The 683-nt window shown below is 76.9% G+C and carries 1 protein-coding gene; it reads left to right on the forward strand.

The window, feature by feature from the left end:
• Positions 1–51: 51 nt before the first annotated feature.
• Positions 52–683: ECF transporter S component (locus CBZ_RS20505; RefSeq protein ID WP_130783244.1), on the forward strand; the 632-nt coding region annotated here is incomplete at its 3' end.

The raw sequence follows: 683 nt of genomic DNA on the forward strand, positions 1-683 counted from the left end.
GGCGGGGACGGCCGCGACCTCGGCGACGTCGGCCCGGACGGAGGTCGCCCGATGAGCGCCCGGGCACGGCTCACGCTGGCCGAGCTCGTCCTGCTCGCCGTCCTCGCGGTCGTGTTCGGGTTCCTCTACTGGGCGCTCGTGCAGGCGTGGGGTGCGCTGCAGCTCGCGATGGGACCGTTCGGCGACCTCGCGCAGCACGTCCTCATCGGCGGGTGGATGGTCGCCGCTCCCCTGGCGACCTACATCGTCCGCAAGCCGGGCGCGGGCGTCATGGCGGAGCTCGCCGCGGCGTTCGTCGAGGTGGCGTTCCTCGGGTCGCCCGTCGGGCCCATGCTGCTGGTCGTCGGCCTCGTGCAGGGCGTCGGCGCCGAGGCGGCGTTCGCGGCGACGCGGTACCGGCGGTACGGCTGGGGCGTGTTCGCGCTCTCGGGCGTGCTCGCCGGCCTCGCGAGCACCGTGCTCGGTGTCGTGCGCTTCGGCTGGCTCGGTCAGGACTGGTTCGCGTGGCGGCTGGGCCTGCAGGTGCTCAGCGGCCTCGTGCTGTGCGGGCTGCTGGCCCGCGTCCTCGGCGACGCGCTCGCCCGCACGGGCGTCCTCGACAACACGGCGCTCGGGCGGGCGCGACGCGCGGCGCACCCGACGCCGGTGCCGGCGGCGGCCCTCGCGCCCGCGCCGGCACCGGT

Source organism: Cellulomonas biazotea (assembly GCF_004306155.1).
Classification (GTDB): Bacteria; Actinomycetota; Actinomycetes; order Actinomycetales; family Cellulomonadaceae; genus Cellulomonas; species Cellulomonas biazotea.